This window comes from Arthrobacter sp. CAN_A214 (genome assembly GCF_015751955.1).
Taxonomy (GTDB): Bacteria; Actinomycetota; Actinomycetes; order Actinomycetales; family Micrococcaceae; genus Arthrobacter_D.
In genome coordinates, this window is the sequence record NZ_JADOUU010000004.1 from 106,256 (window position 1) to 122,239 (window position 15,984).

Below are 15,984 nucleotides of genomic sequence, written 5' to 3' on the forward strand. Positions count from 1 at the left end.
TACAACGTAGTTTCCCGATCGTATGCCCTCCCGTGCTGCCCGGGCGCTATACGTTTAGGCGATGACTTTCGTTACCGGGACCCCCGGAACCGGGCAGCAGACCATCTGCGAAGCAACCCCGAACGACGCCGTCGCCCTCGCCGAATGTGCCGCGGTGACGTTTCCGCTGGCGTGCCCGCCCGATTCGCGGCCGGCCGACATCGAGCACTTCCTCGCGAACCATCTCTCGGCGGAGCGGTTCATCGAGTACCTGGAGGACCCGGACCGGACAGTGCTGTGCATCCGTGAGACCGGCGTTCCGGAGGGTAGCCCCGACGGGTACGGGAGGCTGGGCGGCTACAGCATGCTGGTGCGCACCCAGCCGACCGATCCCGATGTACTCGCCGCGCTGACGCTCTCCCCGGTCATGGAGCTCAGCAAGTTCTACGTCCACCCGGACAACCACGGGCGGGGCGCAGCAGGTGCGTTGATGCGCGAAACGCTTGCCCACGCCTCCCGCAGCGGCTTTCCCGGAATCTGGCTCGGCGTCAATCAGGAGAACCACCGCGCCATCCGCTTCTACGACAGGTGCGGCTTCGGACGGGTCGGCGTCAAACGGTTCCAGCTCGGCGACCGGTTCGAGGATGACTTCATCCTCGAGAGGTCGCTTCCCGCCGCCGGTTCGGGCAGCGTCGGCTAGGTCCACCCGGTTCTGGAAGGGCTGGTCGGCGTCGGCAGGAATTGCCGGCGTCGGCAGGAATCAGGGGACGCTGAGTTCGCCCATCCGGCCCCAGCCGCCAGCACCGATGCGCTCGCTGATGATCTCCGGCGTCTCGACCAGGGCCTGCGGCATGTCCTGCATCGCCTGTGAGAAGTGGTCGCTGTTCACGTGTGCTTCGGCGGCGTCGTCCGCGAAGGCTTCGACGAGCACGAAGCGGTTGGGGTCCTCCACGCTGCGGGACCAGTCGAACCACAGGTTGCCGGGCTCCTGGCGGGTGGATTCAGTGAAATTCTTGGTGAGGGCGATCCAGCGATCGCTCCATTCGGGCTTGACGTTGAATTTGACGACGATGAAGATCATGCGGGAACGCCTTCCTGTTGGACACTACTGACGAAGCTCGTTCCTCAAACGTATAAGGTTTCTCCGGTTTTGGTCAGGTCCGCCGTCGTCGGGAAACGGCACGACGACGCACCCGGAGAAGTGCTACTTCGTAAGGAAGGGTCAAGGAAGAAACACTGCGTAACGCAAACCGGAGGCGGGTCGGTGAACAGGGGTAGTCTCCTGCGCATGCAGCACAACCAGGGTTCGATCCCCATCCTTGATCTCAGCTCCGCCCGCCTTGCCGATGGAACATTCAACCCCGAGTTCATCGACGAGCTCCGCGAGGCCGCCCACACCGTCGGCTTTTTCCAGCTCACCAACTATGGGGCAGCGGAATCGCAGGTGGACTCCCTGTTCAGCGTGACGAAGCAGTTCTTCGACCTGCCATTGGAGGACCGCCTCACACTGGACAACCGGACATCCGCGCACTTCCGCGGTTACGCCAGGTTGGGCACCGAAGTGACGAAGGGACGCCCTGACGCCCGCGAACAGATCGACTTCTCACCCGAGCGTCCCGCCCTGGAAAGCTACCCCGAGGACGAGCCCTACTGGCTGCTCCAGGGACCGAACCTGTGGCCACGGGACATCCTGCCCGAGCTCGAGGACGCCGCGATGCAGTGGGCGGACCTGATGTCGGGAGTGGGAGCCGAGCTGCTCTCTGCGATCGCCGTCGCGCTCCAACTCCCCGAGGACTACTTTGCAGAGCCGTTCGAAGAGGCACCGGCCTGGATGGCGAAGCTGGTCCACTACGTGGGTGGCGGAGCGCAGGAGACAGGCAACCAGGGCGTCGGCGCACACGCCGACTACGGATTCGTGACCCTGCTGCTGCAGGACGAAGTGGGCGGGCTCGAGGTACTCCCCCTGGGAACCGACGCCTGGGTGCCGGTGGAACCCATCCCGGGGGCGCTCGTCGTCAATCTGGGAGAGATGCTCGAGGTAGCCACCGAAGGCTACCTTGCCGCAACCATCCACCGTGTGCAGTCCCCGCCGCCCGGCGTCGACCGCTACGCGGTCCCGTTCTTCTGGTCCCCCCGGCTCGACGCCGTCATCGACCCTGTGCCGCTGGCTCCCGAGCTGAAGGCCAACGCGCGCGGCATCTCGGATGATCCGGACAACCCCATGCTCGCGTCCTACGGTTCGAACATGCTGAAGGGACGGATGCGCGCCCACCCGGACGTAGCAGGCCTTCACCACCCCGAACTCGCTGCCGGGTAGTCCGGGCTGCAGCCCGGGCTCCTGGTCGGACGACGAGTGGGTCAGGCACGTTCCTTGTCAGCCCGCTTACCCGACACGGGACCTCAAGACGGCTCGACCCACCGGATGCGGATCGGACCCCGAACGCCCTCTGACACTTCCTCTCCTCGCTGGGTGACCTGAACGGCACCCTCCCGCGCCAGAACGAAGGCGATGCGCCGGGCCTCGGGCATCAGCGCACGCCAGTTCTCTCCGCCGATACTGCGGGCTGCCTCCGAAGGACACAGTGTCTTGCCCGTTCCCCGGTGTTCGGCGATCCGGAGGATCTCGGAACGCAACCGGGCCGACCCGGCCGACATCGCCATCTCTGTCATCGCCCATCCGACCTGTCTGTCGATGGCCGGTCCAGCTCCTGAAGCGCCTTTTCCCAGCGGCCGCGCCGCTCCTGCGGCGACTGGTCCCACCACGCGGTCCCCCGCTCCCCCAGTCCTTCCTTGGCGAGCTGCACCGTGGCGCGTGCGGCGCGGAGGGCCACGCCGTCGTCGTCGTTCTTCGAGTTGCGGACACCTGAGCGGCCCCTGCCGAGGTGGGAAACGAGCCGGGCCCTGATGGGCTCCGGGATACTGGGATCGGTTTTCCGCCACCGGCGCCCGCTGTGGCGGAAGTACCGGTCATCGTCGGAAGTGGCGGCGAGGTCCAGGTCCGCAGTCATGGCGAGTCCTCAGCTCGACGGAACGGGAGGGCCGACGATCAGCAGGAGGGTGAACACCACCGCGATGCCCGCCACTGCTATGAAAGCCGCGACGACCGGAGCGCGCAGCACCCCGGCCTGCAGCTTTTCGGCCAGGTTCCCTGGAACCTCGCCGCCCGGGGCCAGGCGCCACGTGCCGTCCAGTTGTCCTTTGCGCTCCAGCCACCGTTCGTAGGGAACCGTAGCGAAGGGAATAACCGCCGAGGCGAAGCCCAGGAGCGCCGTGCCGAGGGACCACCGCTGATTGATCCAGACGAACGCGGTGCTGGCGAGGAAGCAGAGGAAGACGAACCCGTGGAGGGCGCCGGCCGGTGGAACGAGGGCCTCGGTGGTCCGGGTGATGTATTTGAAGAACATGCCCGTCAGCAGGAAGGCCCAAGTCAGCGCCTCGGCTACGGCGACGGTGCGGAACAGGGTACGCGGGTTCATGGATTCTCCGGGATCGAGGTAAGGACATTCCCAAAATATCGCACTCTCCGGGCAGCCCGATCCGGTCCGGAACGGCGGTCCCCGAACAAACGAAAGCGCGTCCCGCTAGAATTCCAACGGTGAGAGCTGAAGGAAGTGGGCCCGTTTCGTGACCAACAGTGCCGCGGGAAGCTCCAAACGCCCGCCGACCGCACAGGCCTTCGTCCTTGCAGAGCTCCGGCGGGCCATTATCGCCGGTGAGTTCCTCCCAGGGCAGCCCCTCCGGCAGGACGCCCTCGCCGAACGTTTCGGCGTCAGCCGGGTACCGCTGCGTGAAGCATTCAAGATCCTCGAGAGCGAGGGCCAGGTCCACTACGAACCCCACCGGGGGCACAAAGTGGCAACCCTTTCCCTCACGGACCTCCTGGAGGTCTACCGGATCCGGCAACTCCTCGAAGCGGAGGCCACCCGGGTTGCACTCGCCGGCAAACCGAACAGCAGCGTCCTCGAGGAGCTGGAAACGGCTGCCGGAGAGGTGGAGACGGCGAGCGCGGCAGGTGACCTGCTGAAGATGACCGAGGCCAATCGGCGATTCCACTTCGTGCTGGTGGAGGCGGCCGGCATGCCGCGCCTGGAGCGGATGATCAAGATCCTGTGGGACGCGACCGATGCCTACCGCTTCGTCTATTACGGGGCTGAGGCGAACCGTTCGAGGGTGGAGCATGAGCACGCCCTGATCATCGAGGCGTTCGCCGAGCAGGATGCGGACAAGCTGATTCGGCGGCTCGACGAGCACCGCGAGCACGCTATCGAAGCCCTGCGGACCTTCCTGGATGATGCTCCGTCCCGCACCACCGATCCGGCGTAGTCCTGCTTCGGCGACCTGTCGACAGGGAGCCGATTGCATTACAGTTGTGTGACGAGGGTTACGTTCCGAATCAGGATTGTATACAGTATCCAAAGAAATCCAATGACGGGTTTCCGCGCCGGCGCGGCGTAAAGAATCGGACTGGAGATGTTCGCCTTGACTGACTGGCTTGGATTGAAGGGTCAACGTGTTCTGGTCGCCGGAGCCGGCGGGATCGGAGCAGCCTGCGTTCAGGCGTTCCTGGACGAAGGAGCGAGCGTCCTCGTCGCCGACCGGGACGAGGAACGCCTCGCTGCCTTCACCGGGCACGCCGGCACCATCGCCGTCGACCTCACGAGCTCGAAAGGCTGCGAGCAGGCAGTGCGCGCCGCCGAGACGGAACTGGGCGGCCTCGACGTCCTGGTTCACGCCGTCGGCATCAATAACCGCGTGCCCATCCTCGAGACCACGGACGAGGACTGGGACAGAATCCTCGACGTCAACCTGTCCAGTGCCTTCCGGCTCGGTCGGGCAGCAGGCCGGATCATGGTCAACGCCCGCCGTGGCCGCCAGATCTACTGCTCATCCGTCTCCAGCCTGCTTGCCCATCCCGATCATGGCCCCTACGCAGCGACCAAGGGCGGCCTGAATCAGCTGATCCGCGTCATGGCGCGAGAGTGGGCATCCAGCGGAGTGACGGTCAACGCCATCGCGCCCGGGTACGTGGAGACTGCCCTGACGGGCTCCTTCCTCGACCGTCCGGGGGTGCGCGACCACTACACGGGCATGGTTCCCGCAGGCCGGCTCGGCACCGTCGACGACCTCACCGGTCCCGTGCTCTACCTTGCATCGCGGCAGGCAGCATTCGTCACCGGCCACGTCCTCTACGTGGACGGGGGACGAACCCTTGTCTGACTCCGCGAAAAGCACAGACCGGCCTACGGGCGGGAGGTTCCCGCTGCTGACACCCGCCGAACTGTCCGCTGAGCAACGCAGCGTCTACGACGCGATCGCCGGCCCGCCCCGCGGCAATGGCCCGTTCACCATGGTGTACGACGACGGCGCGCTTGCCGGTCCGTTCAACGCGCTGCTCCACTCCCCCGCCATCGGCGACGCCGTCCAGGCACTGGGCGCCGTGCTCCGCTTCGGAGGCGCCCTTGACGGGCGGCTGCGCGAGCTCGTCATCTGTGCCATATCCGCGGACCTCGACTCGGCCTACGAGTGGTACGCCCACAGCCTGGTGGCAGCGACCGTGGGAATCACCGAGGCGGAACTCGAGCACCTCAAGAGAGGCGATGTGCCGCCCACCCTGACCGCCGCGGAGCGAGCCGCCCTCGACCTGACGAAGGTGCTCCTGCACGGCACCACCGTCAGCGACGACGTCCACGCTTCCGTGCTCTCGCACTTCGGACACGCCGGAGTCGCTGAGCTATCACTCCTGGTGGGCTATTACCGTATGCTCGCCGGCCTGCTCGCGGCCGGGGACGTCCCGGCGCCGGGCACCGGGCCCTGAAACTCCACTCCCTGACCAGCGCCAGAAATCTACAACAGCAAAGGAAAAAATCCATGAGCACGAAACAGCGAAGCCGGAAGCATCTCTGCGCAGCAGCACTCATCGCCCCCGCCCTGTTCCTGTCGGCCTGCGGAAGCCCTGAACCGAGCACCGGAGGCGGAGGCGGCGAGGCGGAAGCAGGAGGCGGAGGTTCGCTCTCCATAGCAACGGGCGGCACCGGCGGCGTCTACTACCCACTGGGCGGCGGGTTCGCGACCGTGATCCGTGACAACATCGAAGGTTATGACGCCACCGTCCAGGAAACGAACGCGTCCGTGGACAACATGCTCCTCATCGAGAACGGCTCAGCACAGCTCGCCTTCTCCGTAGGCGACGTGGTGGCCGATGCCGTCGAGGGCGTCGGTGAATTCGAAGGCAAACCCCAGGAAATCTGCTCGCTCGGCAACATCTACAACAACTTCATGCAGGCCGTCAGTGTTGACGGAACCGGCATCGCGTCCGTCGAGGACATGGCAGGAAAAGTGATTTCCGTCGGAGCGCCGGGCTCGGCCACCGAGGTCGCGGCGCTGCGCATCCTCGAGGCAGCGGGCATCGACCCCGAAAGTGGCGTCGAGCGCCGCCAGTTGGGTGCCGCTGAGACCGTCGCCGCATTGCGCGACGGCACCATCGACGCCGGGTTCTGGTCGGGAGGCCTCCCCACGGGTGCGCTGATCGACCTCGCCAGCGACGGCGACATGGTGCTGGTGCCGATCGGTGAATACGCCGAGCCGCTGGCGTCCGAATACGGTGAGTACTACGTTGCGGAGGACATCCCGGCCAACACCTACGAGGGCCAGACCGAGGCCGTTCCCGCCATCGCCTCACCCAACCTGCTGGTTGCCAGTCCCACCATGGACGAGCAGCTCCAGCAGGACATCACGAGGGCGATCTTCGAGAACGAGGAAGCCCTCATCCAGGTCCACCCCGCGGCCGAAGAGCTCGATGCCGCCACCGCAGCGGACATCTCCTACGTGGAGACGTGCCCGGGCGCCCAGACCTACTTCGACGAGGCAGCGGGCTAGGACACCATGCGCAAGCCGGCCGTCGTCGTCGTTTCCCTGGCATGCCTCTGCATGCTGGCAGGTGGCGGGTTCGCGTTCGCGGACCCGGCGGGCCCCGCCCCGCAGGGAGTGTCCCTCAGCATCACCCGCGACGACGACGAGCTGGCGAGCGTCCCGCTTCCCGGAAACAGCTTCTCGGTGAGCTACCGCAATTCCCTCTACGGCACCCTGGCCGAGGAGCGCTACACCGTCCAACCGAACGGCACCTACCTACTGGACCAGATCGCCGCTGATCAGCTAGCAGTGCTCGAGGAGTATTACGCAGTTCCCGGCGTTCCGACGGCCGCCGGAGCATCCGATCGTCGGAACTGGGTCGTCGAACCAGACCCCGCACGACCCGCGGCCTTCGAAAAGCTTTCGCTCGCGGCAACAGACCTCGGGCAGCGCACCCTGCACGTCCCGGGCGCCCCGCCGCTCGAACTCTGGACCCTGGTTGACGACAGCAACCCGTTCGTTGAATTACATCTCGAGGAGACACCATGACCGAGCGACCCGACGGCAACGGCGCCGTGGCAGCGCGCCCCACCGTCCCAGCCTCAGGCGCTGCCCCAGGACACAAGGCACCTGATCCCTATGAGCAGGCGGGCCTTGCCAGGGTGAAGGACGACGACACGGTGAATCCGCTGGAGCGCGAAGACACCATCGACGAGGAAGCATTGATCGCCGAGTTCGAGGCCGAGAAGCCCGCGCGGCACCTCAGCGGGCTTCCCGGGCTGCTGATCAAGATCTTCGGCGCAGGGCTTTCATTCCTGGCCCTCTACTGGGTCTTCAACCCCATGGCCACGCAGTTCTACCTGCCGCTGTTCCTGGGGATCGGTCTGTCCCTGACCTTCCTGGTCTACCGGGGCTGGGGCAGGTCCGAGACAGCGAAAACCAAAAAATCGAGCGACAACCCCGGCATCGCGGACTGGGCACTGGCCGTCGTGGCGCTGGTGCCGTTCCTCTACATCATCTCCGACTGGGACGGCTTCTTCCGACGCGCCATCACACCGACCTACCTCGACCTGATCATGGGCGTGATCGCGATCCTCGTGACCCTCGAAGCCTCGCGCCGGACGGTCGGGATCCTGGTGCCGCTGGTGGTGCTCGGATTCTTCGCCTACGCCTCCTTCGGATCCCTGGTACCGGCCCCGTTCAACACCTCGTCCTTCGACTGGGTCCGGCTGGTGGGCCACAACGTCATGGGCACGCAGGGTCTCTTCGGTGTCCCCACGGACGTGGCCGCAACCTACATCATCCTGTTCACCATCTACGGCGCGGTCCTCGGCGCATCGGGTGCCACCAAGTTCTTCATCGACCTCTCCTTCTCGGCCTTCGGCCAGTCCAAGTCCGGGCCGGGCCGCACCGTGACCCTCGCCGGATTCCTCCTCGGTACGGTCTCGGGCTCGGGTGTGGCGACGACGGTGACCCTCGGCGGTATCTCCTGGCCGTTGCTCCGCAAGGCCGGCTACCCCAAGGAACACGGCGGCGCCATCCTCGCCGCCGCCGGCATCGGTGCGATCATGTCCCCTCCCACCCTGGGAGCGGCAGCCTTCATCATCGCCGCGCTCCTGGGCGTCTCCTACCTCCAGGTACTGATCTGGGCCACCATTCCCACCGTCCTCTACTACTTCGGCATCATCCTGGCCATCGAGATGGATGCACGCCGCTTCAAGACCAAGGCCGTGGACTTCGACGTCAAACCGGTGGGCAAACTGCTCCTGCGTTTCGGCTACCACTTCAGTTCCCTCGCCGCCATCGTGGTGTTCATGGCCATGGGCATGACACCGTTCCGCGCCGTCGTCTACGCCACCTTCCTCGCGTTCGTCCTCAGCTTCCTCGACCGCGCCTCCTGGATGACACCGCGCCGGATCTTCGACGCCCTCGCCACAGGCGCCACCGGTGCCCTCTCGGTCATCCCCGTCATGGCGGCAGCAGGCCTGATCGTCGGCGTCATGACCCTCACCGGGCTGGGCCTGAAACTCGCCAACATCATCGTGGACTTCGCCGGAGGGAGCCTGCTCCTGACCGCGATCTTCTCGGCGATCTCAGTGATCCTGCTGGGACTTGCGGTGCCCGTGACCGCGAGCTTCATTATCTCGTGGGTCATCATCGGACCCGCCCTGCAGGACGTCGGGGTACCCGCCTACGCCGCAGCGATGTTCATCTTCTACTACTCGGTGCTCAGCGAGGTCTCCCCGCCCACCGCGCTCTCGCCGTTCGCAGCCTCCGCGATTACCGGCGGCAAACCGATCCAGACCATGTGGCTCACCTGGCGCTACACACTCTCGGCGTTCCTCGTACCATTCATCTTCGTGCTCTCCGGCCCCGGCGTCGGGCTGCTCCTCCAGGGCGGCATCGGAACCATCGCCCTGGCGTTCAGCGTCTCGCTCCTGGCCGTGGGTGCCCTCGCGGTGTCCACCGGAGGATGGCTGTTCGGCCCGGCCCGCTGGCCCGAACGCGTGTTGCTCGGCATCGGCTCACTGCCCATGCTGGTCATGGAGCCGATGTACATCGGCGTCGGAGCAGCCATCATCGCCGTAGGAATCCTCGTACACCTCCTCGGCCTCAAAATGCACGGCAAGGACCATCCGAACGAATCGGCAGGAACCCCCACTGCCGATTCCACTCCAGGAGGAGCCACAGCCGTCGCCACCGGCGCCCGGGTTCCCGGCAACCAGGCTCCCGGCACTGCCGACGGAACTCCCCGCACAGGAGCCGAATCGTCGTGACCTCCGCACCGCCGCCCGGCGCGGGCGGCACGTTGCTCCAGGCCGTCACGGTGACTACCCTCGGCGTCCTGCCGGCGTTCCTGGTGGGTGCCCTCGCCGTGCAGATCCGGGCAGACCTCGGCATCGGCCCCGCCGAAATGGGCATTGCGGCGGCCACGCTGTTCGCGGTCTCCGGAATCTGCGCGCGGCGGCTCGGCCGGCTTGTCCAGCGGATCGGAGCAGCAAAGGGGGTGGTCGCCTCGGCCGTCCTGGCGGCGATCGCCCTCAGCGGAGCCGGCCTGGCGCCGTCGTTCGGCGTCCTGATCGCGGCCCTCGTGGTGGGCGGGCTGGCCAACGGCCTGGCCCAGCCGGCGGCGAACCTCGGAATCTCGCGGGCGGTCAGTCCGGGCAGGCTCGGACTGGCCTTGGGCATCAAGCAGTGCTCCATCCCCGCCGCCGGTCTGATCGGGGGCCTCGCGGTTCCGGGTATCGCCCTGGTGCTCGGCTGGCGCTACGCTTTCGCCCTGGGCGTCGTCCTCGCCGTATCGCTGGCTGTGTGGGCCGGCCTGAAGGCACAGGGAACCCCTCCCCCGACGTCGGGCGCCGCAGCACCCGCTGATCGTGGGACCCCCCGACGCGGGCTCGTGCTGCTGGCCATCGGCGCGGGCCTCGCTGCGGCTGCCGCCACCTCCATGGGAGTATTCCTCGTCGACTCCGCAGTGGAATCCGGGATGTCGCCCAGTGCCGCGGGATTTCTCTTCGCCGGTGCCGCACTCCTGGGCCTCCTCATCCGTATAGCGCTCGGTGCCGCCATGGACCGTTATCCGCAGCGCAGCCCCTACATCCTGGTGGCCAACCTGCTGACCCTCGGCGTGGCCGGCTATGTCCTCCTCGCCTTCGGTTCCTCCACCGCTTTCGTGCTCGGAGCACTGCTGACCTACGCCGCGGGATGGACCTGGCCCGGACTCATCCACTTCGCCGTGGTGCGTGACAACCGGCAGGGCGCCGCGTCCGCCACCGGAGTCCTCCAGACCGGACTCTCCCTCGGTGCTGCCGCCGGCCCCCTGCTGTTCGGTTTCCTCGTCGCCGCAACCTCCTACCGGACCGCATGGCTGACCGGCGCCGTCGTCGCCCTGCTTGCCGCCGCGACCTTCCGGCTCGGCCGCCGGGTCATTCGCGCATCTCGGTCGGCGGCGGAGGCAACTCCACCGCAGGTCGCCCCTGAGTCCGCAGTGCCCGTGGACACCACTGGAGCCGGAGCAGCCGCTGCCACCGGAAGCGGCTCCACCGCGCCTGGAACCACCAGTTTCGAAGGAATACCGATGAAAGGAACGTCTTTATGACCGAACAGCTTCCGCACCTCTCCCCCGGACTCTGGGGGGTGCTGGCCACGCCATTCAGCGGAGCGGACCTCGCCGTCGACACCGCCTCCCTCCGCCGCGAGGTCCAGCTCTACACCGCACTGCCGGCCACCGGGATGGTGGTCCTCGGTGTCTTCGGCGAGGGAGCGTCTCTGACCGCGGCCGAACAAGCCCTCGCCGTCAGCACCGTCGCCGACGAGGCGAGAAACACCCCGCTCGTGGTCGGTCTTTCCGCCCGAACCACCGCCGTCGCCATCGAGCAGGCCCTCACCGCGGTGGAGGCCGCCGGCAGCAACCTGGCCGCCCTCATGGTGCAGGCGAACACCGCCGACCCGGACGTGCTGGCCGCCCACCTGACCGCCATCCACCGAGCCACCGGCGCGGGCATCGTGCTGCAGGACTATCCGGTGGCCTCCGGCGTGAAGATCAGCGCCGAGCAGATCCTTCGCACCGTGGGGCAGTGCAACTTTCTCGTCGCCGTGAAGTCGGAGGCTCCTCCCACCGCATCCGCCATCGCGAAGCTGACCCGGTCGACGGACATTCCCGTCTACGGCGGGCTGGGAGGCGTGGGGCTGCTCGACGAACTGGCCGCGGGCGCAGCCGGCGCCATGACCGGGTTCTCCCATCCCGAAGGTTTGCAGATCGCACTGACAGCCTTTGCCGACGGTGGCTTCGCCGGTGCCCGCAGTGCCTTCGCGCCATGGTTGCCCCTGGCGAACTTCGAGGGCCAGCCCGGCGTCGGGCTCGCCCTCCGGAAGGAGATCCTGCGCCGCCGTGGGATCATCGCTGACTCGTCGGTGCGGCCTCCCGCTCCCGCGCTGCCGCGTGAACTCGCAGATCTGATCGACGCACACCTCGACGCAGTACGAATGGAGATCGCCTGATGGATACAGGACTGACAGGAAAGAACGTTCTGGTGCCCGGCGCAAGCTCCGGGATCGGCCTGGCGATTGCGCAGGCACTCGCCGCCGAGGGAGCGAACGTCGTGCTCGCCGCACGGCGGGAGGACGTGGTGCAGGCAGAAGCTGCACGACTGCCCTCCGCCGTCGGAATCGCGATGGACCTGAACGACGACGGTGCCCCGGCCGCGCTGGTGGAGGCCGCCGAGCGCGCCTTCGGGCCGATCGACGTGCTGGTCCTCAACAATGGCGGCCCTCCTCCCGGCGGCGCTGCCGACATCACCGATGTGCAGGCCCTCGCCGCCGTCAACCAGTTGCTGCTCCAGCACCTGCAGCTCACCTCCCTCGTTCTTCCCGGCATGCGGCAGCGGGGCTGGGGGCGCATCGTGGCGGTGGGATCCAGCGGAGTGCAGCAGCCGCTGCCCAACCTCGCGCTCTCGAACATCGGCCGTGCGGGTCTCGCGGGGTACCTGAAGACCCTGGCGGCCGAGGTCGCCGCCGAGGGCGTGACAGTCAACATGGTGCTCCCCGGCCGCATCGATACCGATCGCGTCGCATCGCTGGACACCGCCGCGGCCAAGCGGACCGGCGCCACGCCCGCCGAGGCACGCGCTTCCTCCGAGGCCGGCATTCCCGCACACCGGTACGGCACTCCGGCCGAATTCGCCGCCGTCGTCACCTTCCTGGCGAGCGCGCCGGCGTCGTATGTCACCGGAGAACAGATCCGGTGCGACGGCGGCATGGTCCGCGCCTACTAGACCCCCCCTCTTCCCCGATTAGAAAGGGCAGCTTCATGGCTCCCAGCATCCTCCACCTCTGTTCGATCAGCGGCGAATCCACGACCGGCGCACCCGGTGCCTCCGGGATTACCGAGACGGCGGCCGTCGTGCACCCCCGCCGCGGTGTGGCGCGGGTTTCCGACCTCCTTCCCGGCTTCACCGGCGACATCCTCGACGTCCTCACCGGGGATCTCCTCGGGCAGCTCGACGCTGCGGCGGAGACGGCCGACGACGCCGTCTTCAGCAGTCCCGATGAAGTCACCTACGGCGCCCCCTACCGTCATCCCCGCATGCTCTGGGGCATCGGACTCAACTATGTGGAACACGCCTCAGATCTCTCTGAAGGCGTACCGGAAGAACCGGCGTCCTTCATCAAGGGTGACCACACCGTCATCGGACCCGGCGAAGCCATCCCCATTCCGGAACAGAGCGAGCGCACCACCACCGAGGCCGAGGTGGCCGTGGTGATCGGCCGGTACTGCCGCAACGTCGAGCCCGAGGACGCCCTGGACTACCTGGTGGGTGTCGTGCCCGTGCTCGACCAGACGGCCGAGGACATCCTGCAGCGCAACCCTCGGTTCCTCACCCGCGCGAAGAACTTCCCCGGCTTCTTCGCCTTCGGGCCCCGCATCGTGCCGCTGGCCGAAGCAGTGGGCAGCGGAACCTTCGCCGACATGGAGGTTTCCACAGTGGTCAACGGCGAGGTGAAGCGGAGCAACACGGTGTCCCGTATGCGCTACGACCCCGCGTACCTGATCAGCTTCCACAGCAAGGTGATGCCGTTGTACCCCGGCGACATGATCTCCACCGGAACCCCCGGCGCCATCCACGTCACTCCGGGCGACACCGCCGAATGCCGTGTCTCGGGCGTCGGCGTACTCAGCAACCCCGTGACCGCGTCCAGCTAGGGCCGCAGGCACACTTTTTTGGAGGAGAAATTCGTTGAGCACGAATTCGGATAGGCCACCGGCCGGTTCAGGGCAAGCAGGCAGCCCGCCACCCGGACCCTTGGAGGGTGTGAAAGTGGCGGATTTCTCACGGGTTCTCGCCGGACCGTTCGCCTCCATGATGCTCGCCGATTTCGGGGCGGACGTCCTGAAGGTGGAGAGCCCTGAGGGAGATGACACCCGCTCCTGGGTTCCCCCGGTAGACGAGCACGGAGTGGGCACCTACTTCTCCAGCGTGAACCGGAACAAACGCTCGGTGGTCTGCGATCTCCGTAGTCCGGAGGGATTGGCGCGGGCCCTCGGGATCGCGCTGGAGGCCGACGTCGTCATCGAGAACTTCCGGCCCGGCGTCATGCAGCGCTTCGGGCTGGATTACGAGACCCTTTCTGCCCAGCGGCCGGACCTGGTGTACTGCTCCATCACCGGCTTCGGCAGCGCCGGTGGAGCCCACCTGCCCGGCTACGACCTCCTCGTGCAGGCGGTGGGCGGGCTCATGAGCGTCACCGGTTCGCAGGACTCCGAACCGAGCAAGGTGGGCGTGGCGCTGGTGGACGTGGTCACCGGCCAGAACGCGGTGGTGGGCATCCTTGCCGCGCTGCGCTCCCTGGACACTACCGGGAGGGGCCAGCGGGTCGACGTCAACCTGCTGTCCTCCCTGCTCTCCGGCCTGGTCAACCAGGCCTCGAGCACGCTGGCCACCGGTGAAGCCCCACAGCGGATGGGAAACGCCCATCCCAGCATCGCCCCCTACGAGACCCTGCAGACCGCCGACAGCCCCCTGGCCGTCGCCGTCGGGACCGATCGGCAGTTCGAGTCCCTGGTGCGCGTCCTCGGCGTGCCGGAACTCGCCACCGACCCCCGTTTCCGCGGCAACTCGAACCGGGTGGCGCACCGCGGCGCACTCAAGACCCTGCTCGAGGAGCAACTCGGCACCCGAAGCGCCGTCGAATGGTCACGCCTGCTCAGTACAGCGGGTGTTCCTGCCGGCAAGGTCAACTCGATCGCCGAGGCGCTCCAGCTCGCCGACGACCTCGGGCTCACGCCCGTCGTCGAAATCGCGGATGCCGGGACGAACCGCACCAGCTCCCAGGTGGCCAACCCCATCCGGCTCTCCGAGACCCCGGCCAGCTACCGGCGTGTACCCCCGCTCCTCGGCGAGCACAACGGGGCAACCTTCACGGAACACCCCCACCCGTCACTCATCACCACAGTTACCGGAAAGTAGACCCATGACTGACCCTTCGGACCTCCTCGGAATCGACGCCCTGCTCTCGGACGACGAACGCGCACTGCGCGACCGCGTGCGCAGTTTCGTGGACACTGCCATCAAACCGAATATCGCCGGCTGGTACGACCGCGCCGAATTCCCATTGGAGATCGTGCCCCGCATGGCCGAGCTGGGGCTTCTCGGCATGCATATCAAGGGCTACGGCTGCCCCGGGCGGAGCTCCGTCGAGTACGGGCTGGCGGCACTTGAACTCGAGGCCGGCGACTCCGGGCTGCGCACCTTCGTCAGTGTGCAGGGCTCCCTGGCCATGAGCGCCATCGCCAAGCACGGTTCGGAGGAGCAGAAGAACGAATGGCTGCCGAAGATGGCGGCCGGCTCGGCAATCGGCTGCTTCGGCCTCACCGAGCCCTCCGGCGGTTCGGATCCCGGCAGCATGCTCACCTTCGCCAGACGCGACGGCGACGACTGGGTCCTGAACGGCAGCAAGCGCTGGATCGGACTGGCGTCGGTGGCACAGGTGGCGATCATCTGGGCCAATACCGACGACGGCGTCCGTGGCTTCGTGGTGCCGACGGACACCCCGGGCTTCAAGGCCACCCCGATCGTGCAGAAACTCTCGATGCGGGCCTCCATCCAGTGCGATATCGAACTCACCGACATCCGCCTGCCCGGCACAGCACTGCTACCGAAGGCCAAGGGACTCCGCGGCCCCTTCGAGTGCCTCAACGAAGCCCGCTACGGCATCATCTGGGGCGCCATGGGAGCCGCGCGCGACAGCTACTTTGCCGCGCTCGACTACTCCCGCGAACGCCTGCAGTTCGGCAGGCCGCTCGCCGGCTACCAGCTCACCCAGCAGAAACTCGTCAACATGGCCCTCGAGATCAACAAGGGAATGCTGCTGGCCCTGCAGGTGGGAAGGCTCAAGGACGCCGGAACCCTGCAGCCCTACCAGATCTCGGTGGGCAAGCTGAACAACTGCCGTGAGGCGATCGAGATCTGCCGTGAAGCCCGCGCGATGCTCGGCGGCAACGGCGTCACGCTCGACTACTCTCCCCTTCGCCACGCCAACAATCTCGAGAGTGTGCGCACCTACGAGGGGACTGACGAGGTCCATACGCTGATCCTCGGCAACCACATCACCGGCATCCCGGCCTTCCGGTAGCGCCGCCGTGAACGAGTCCATCCC

At 67.0% G+C, this 15,984-nt stretch carries 18 protein-coding genes; 14 read left to right on the top strand and 4 right to left on the bottom strand.

Annotation, left to right across the window (positions count from 1 at the left end; all coding sequences use genetic code 11):
* Positions 1–61: 61 nt before the first annotated feature.
* Positions 62–679, top strand: coding sequence for a GNAT family N-acetyltransferase (locus IWX65_RS05585; RefSeq protein WP_196881461.1), 618 nt, complete (start codon positions 62–64; stop codon positions 677–679).
* Between the two features lie 60 nt (positions 680–739).
* Here the strand turns inward: IWX65_RS05585 and IWX65_RS05590 are convergent, their stop codons facing one another.
* Entirely contained in the window at positions 740–1,060 is a 321-nt protein-coding gene (locus IWX65_RS05590; protein ID WP_196881462.1) for a putative quinol monooxygenase, read from the bottom strand.
* Between the two features lie 207 nt (positions 1,061–1,267).
* On the opposite strand from IWX65_RS05590, the gene IWX65_RS05595 reads away from it, so the two are divergent.
* The gene (locus tag IWX65_RS05595; protein WP_196881567.1) at positions 1,268–2,296 is read left to right on the top strand and encodes an isopenicillin N synthase family dioxygenase; all 1,029 of its coding nucleotides are present in this window, start codon (positions 1,268–1,270) and stop codon (positions 2,294–2,296) included.
* Between the two features lie 83 nt (positions 2,297–2,379).
* Here the strand turns inward: IWX65_RS05595 and IWX65_RS05600 are convergent, their stop codons facing one another.
* From IWX65_RS05600 to IWX65_RS05610, 3 genes are read right to left on the bottom strand one after another with little or no spacing between them, the layout of a single operon-like run.
* Positions 2,380–2,649 carry a DUF3253 domain-containing protein gene (locus tag IWX65_RS05600; protein ID WP_334683680.1) on the bottom strand — a complete coding sequence of 90 codons (270 nt, stop codon included), beginning with the start codon at positions 2,647–2,649 and terminating at the stop codon, positions 2,380–2,382.
* Positions 2,646–2,987: a biopolymer transporter Tol gene (locus tag IWX65_RS05605; protein ID WP_196881463.1), complete on the bottom strand. Its 342-nt coding sequence runs from the start codon at positions 2,985–2,987 to the stop codon at positions 2,646–2,648. Before IWX65_RS05605 ends, IWX65_RS05600 begins: the two co-directional genes overlap by 4 nt.
* Positions 2,988–2,996: 9 nt before the next feature.
* Entirely contained in the window at positions 2,997–3,455 is a 459-nt protein-coding gene (locus IWX65_RS05610; protein WP_196881464.1) for a DUF3817 domain-containing protein, read from the bottom strand.
* A 148-nt stretch (positions 3,456–3,603) separates the two neighbouring features.
* On the opposite strand from IWX65_RS05610, the gene IWX65_RS05615 reads away from it, so the two are divergent.
* The 12 genes from IWX65_RS05615 (at position 3,604) to IWX65_RS05670 (ending at position 15,960) form a co-directional block, all read left to right on the top strand.
* A complete protein-coding gene (locus tag IWX65_RS05615; protein WP_196881465.1) occupies positions 3,604–4,302 on the top strand; it encodes a GntR family transcriptional regulator in 699 nt (232 codons plus the stop codon).
* Positions 4,303–4,449: 147 nt separating this feature from the next.
* A complete protein-coding gene (locus IWX65_RS05620; RefSeq protein ID WP_334683681.1) occupies positions 4,450–5,196 on the top strand; it encodes an SDR family NAD(P)-dependent oxidoreductase in 747 nt (248 codons plus the stop codon).
* Entirely contained in the window at positions 5,189–5,794 is a 606-nt protein-coding gene (locus tag IWX65_RS05625; RefSeq protein WP_196881467.1) for a carboxymuconolactone decarboxylase family protein, read from the top strand. The genes IWX65_RS05620 and IWX65_RS05625 overlap by 8 nt, the downstream gene beginning before the upstream one ends.
* 53 nt (positions 5,795–5,847) lie before the next feature.
* Positions 5,848–6,855 (top strand): TAXI family TRAP transporter solute-binding subunit, encoded by a 1,008-nt coding sequence (locus IWX65_RS05630; RefSeq protein ID WP_196881468.1) that lies wholly within the window; start codon positions 5,848–5,850, stop codon positions 6,853–6,855.
* 6 nt (positions 6,856–6,861) lie between these two features.
* Positions 6,862–7,377, top strand: coding sequence for a hypothetical protein (locus tag IWX65_RS05635; RefSeq protein ID WP_196881469.1), 516 nt, complete (start codon positions 6,862–6,864; stop codon positions 7,375–7,377).
* Positions 7,374–9,605 carry a TRAP transporter permease gene (locus IWX65_RS05640; RefSeq protein ID WP_196881470.1) on the top strand — a complete coding sequence of 744 codons (2,232 nt, stop codon included), beginning with the start codon at positions 7,374–7,376 and terminating at the stop codon, positions 9,603–9,605. The genes IWX65_RS05635 and IWX65_RS05640 overlap by 4 nt, the downstream gene beginning before the upstream one ends.
* The gene (locus IWX65_RS05645; protein WP_196881471.1) at positions 9,602–10,927 is read left to right on the top strand and encodes an MFS transporter; all 1,326 of its coding nucleotides are present in this window, start codon (positions 9,602–9,604) and stop codon (positions 10,925–10,927) included. Before IWX65_RS05640 ends, IWX65_RS05645 begins: the two co-directional genes overlap by 4 nt.
* Entirely contained in the window at positions 10,924–11,829 is a 906-nt protein-coding gene (locus IWX65_RS05650) for a dihydrodipicolinate synthase family protein (protein WP_196881472.1), read from the top strand. The genes IWX65_RS05645 and IWX65_RS05650 overlap by 4 nt, the downstream gene beginning before the upstream one ends.
* Positions 11,829–12,602, top strand: a complete 774-nt coding sequence (locus IWX65_RS05655; protein ID WP_196881473.1) for an SDR family oxidoreductase — start codon at positions 11,829–11,831, stop codon at positions 12,600–12,602. Before IWX65_RS05650 ends, IWX65_RS05655 begins: the two co-directional genes overlap by 1 nt.
* A gap of 35 nt (positions 12,603–12,637) precedes the next feature.
* Complete coding sequence (locus IWX65_RS05660) at positions 12,638–13,531, top strand: fumarylacetoacetate hydrolase family protein (protein ID WP_196881474.1); 894 nt, start codon at positions 12,638–12,640, stop codon at positions 13,529–13,531.
* Positions 13,532–13,646: 115 nt separating this feature from the next.
* On the top strand, positions 13,647–14,795 hold the full coding sequence (locus IWX65_RS05665; RefSeq protein ID WP_442859166.1) for a CaiB/BaiF CoA transferase family protein: 1,149 nt from the start codon (positions 13,647–13,649) through the stop codon (positions 14,793–14,795).
* A gap of 4 nt (positions 14,796–14,799) precedes the next feature.
* The gene (locus IWX65_RS05670; protein ID WP_196881476.1) at positions 14,800–15,960 is read left to right on the top strand and encodes an acyl-CoA dehydrogenase family protein; all 1,161 of its coding nucleotides are present in this window, start codon (positions 14,800–14,802) and stop codon (positions 15,958–15,960) included.
* Positions 15,961–15,984 lie beyond the last annotated feature (24 nt).

Bases quoted from the DNA above. Each gene is read 5' to 3' on its own strand.
- IWX65_RS05585 (WP_196881461.1), top strand. From the start codon at position 62: ATGACTTTCGTTACCGGGACCCCCGGAACCGGGCAGCAGACCATCTGC.
- IWX65_RS05590 (WP_196881462.1), bottom strand. From the start codon at position 1,060: ATGATCTTCATCGTCGTCAAATTCAACGTCAAGCCCGAATGGAGCGAT.
- IWX65_RS05595 (WP_196881567.1), top strand. From the start codon at position 1,268: ATGCAGCACAACCAGGGTTCGATCCCCATCCTTGATCTCAGCTCCGCC.
- IWX65_RS05600 (WP_334683680.1), bottom strand. From the start codon at position 2,649: ATGACAGAGATGGCGATGTCGGCCGGGTCGGCCCGGTTGCGTTCCGAG.
- IWX65_RS05605 (WP_196881463.1), bottom strand. From the start codon at position 2,987: ATGACTGCGGACCTGGACCTCGCCGCCACTTCCGACGATGACCGGTAC.
- IWX65_RS05610 (WP_196881464.1), bottom strand. From the start codon at position 3,455: ATGAACCCGCGTACCCTGTTCCGCACCGTCGCCGTAGCCGAGGCGCTG.
- IWX65_RS05620 (WP_334683681.1), top strand. From the start codon at position 4,450: ATGTTCGCCTTGACTGACTGGCTTGGATTGAAGGGTCAACGTGTTCTG.
- IWX65_RS05630 (WP_196881468.1), top strand. From the start codon at position 5,848: ATGAGCACGAAACAGCGAAGCCGGAAGCATCTCTGCGCAGCAGCACTC.
- IWX65_RS05635 (WP_196881469.1), top strand. From the start codon at position 6,862: ATGCGCAAGCCGGCCGTCGTCGTCGTTTCCCTGGCATGCCTCTGCATG.
- IWX65_RS05640 (WP_196881470.1), top strand. From the start codon at position 7,374: ATGACCGAGCGACCCGACGGCAACGGCGCCGTGGCAGCGCGCCCCACC.
- IWX65_RS05650 (WP_196881472.1), top strand. From the start codon at position 10,924: ATGACCGAACAGCTTCCGCACCTCTCCCCCGGACTCTGGGGGGTGCTG.
- IWX65_RS05655 (WP_196881473.1), top strand. From the start codon at position 11,829: ATGGATACAGGACTGACAGGAAAGAACGTTCTGGTGCCCGGCGCAAGC.
- IWX65_RS05660 (WP_196881474.1), top strand. From the start codon at position 12,638: ATGGCTCCCAGCATCCTCCACCTCTGTTCGATCAGCGGCGAATCCACG.
- IWX65_RS05670 (WP_196881476.1), top strand. From the start codon at position 14,800: ATGACTGACCCTTCGGACCTCCTCGGAATCGACGCCCTGCTCTCGGAC.